Source organism: Thalassoglobus sp. JC818 (assembly GCF_040717535.1).
Classification (GTDB): Bacteria; Planctomycetota; Planctomycetia; order Planctomycetales; family Planctomycetaceae; genus Thalassoglobus.
Window position 1 is genome coordinate 1 of the sequence record NZ_JBFEFI010000034.1, and the last position, 922, is coordinate 922.

Here is a 922-nt window from a genome sequence, read left to right on the forward strand (position 1 = left end):
GCAGTTTCAAAACGTGAAATTAGTGTTTGATTGGTAAGGTGGTTGCACTTGTCTTCTTTCGAAAGGAGACATTTGCAATGGTCATTTCCCTGTCGATGTGGCCGACACAACGTCGGTCGAACAAGACAGGGTCCAGGACGGCCCCGAAACCCTTCATTTCTGAATACCAATGGGCGTTGATCGAGGATTTGTTCCCTGATCCACCGGTTTCACCCAAAGGTGGTCGGCCTCGAGTGACGTCACGAGCCTGTCTGGAAGGTGTCATTTTTGTTTTAAAGAACGGTTGCCGTTGGAAAGATTTACCAGAGCGGTATCCCAGTCCTGTCACATGTTGGCGTCGACATCGTGAATGGACTGAAACGGGTGTCTGGGAAAAAGCCTGGCAGCGACTGCTCAGCCAGATGGACAAACGACGCCGAATTGACTGGTCCGAGGCGATCGGTGATGGCACGTTTTCGCCAGCAAAAAAGGGGGTCTCGACGTTGGCAAGACCAAGCGAGGCAAAGGAACCAAGCTGATGTTGATGGTCGACGGGCAGGGACTTCCGCTGTCTGCGTTCACCACAGCTGCCAATCACGCCGAAGTCAGTTCGATCGAAACGCTTCTCGACGTCCGTATCTGTGAACAGATGCCGGAGCGTTTGCTTTACGACAAAGCTGCCGATGCGGACTGGCTCCGTGAGCATCTTGCGGATCGAGATTCGGAGTTGATCTGCCAGCATCGCAAAGGTCGCAAGAAGAAGCCGACGCAAGACAATCGAAAAGCTCGTCGCCTGCAGAGACGATGGATCGTCGAGCGAACGATCGCCTGGCTTCAGAACTTTCGAAGACTGGTTGTTCGCTACGAAAACCACGCTCACCTCTTCGAAGGATTTGTTCAACTCGCTTGTGTCATGATACTCTTAAAACGGTTTTGAAACTGG

General features: G+C 52.3%; 2 protein-coding genes. Both read left to right on the top strand.

What is annotated here, in order from left to right:
- Positions 1 to 77: 77 nt before the first annotated feature.
- Entirely contained in the window at positions 78 to 518 is a 441-nt protein-coding gene (locus AB1L42_RS23820; protein ID WP_367062737.1) for a transposase, read from the top strand.
- A complete protein-coding gene (locus AB1L42_RS23825) occupies positions 518 to 916 on the top strand; it encodes a transposase (RefSeq protein ID WP_367062740.1) in 399 nt (132 codons plus the stop codon). Before AB1L42_RS23820 ends, AB1L42_RS23825 begins: the two co-directional genes overlap by 1 nt.
- Positions 917 to 922 lie beyond the last annotated feature (6 nt).

What these genes read in the sequence shown, in the direction of transcription:
- AB1L42_RS23820 (WP_367062737.1), top strand. Translation starts at nt 78, where the DNA reads ATGGTCATTTCCCTGTCGATGTGGCCGACACAACGTCGGTCGAACAAG.
- AB1L42_RS23825 (WP_367062740.1), top strand. Translation starts at nt 518, where the DNA reads ATGTTGATGGTCGACGGGCAGGGACTTCCGCTGTCTGCGTTCACCACA.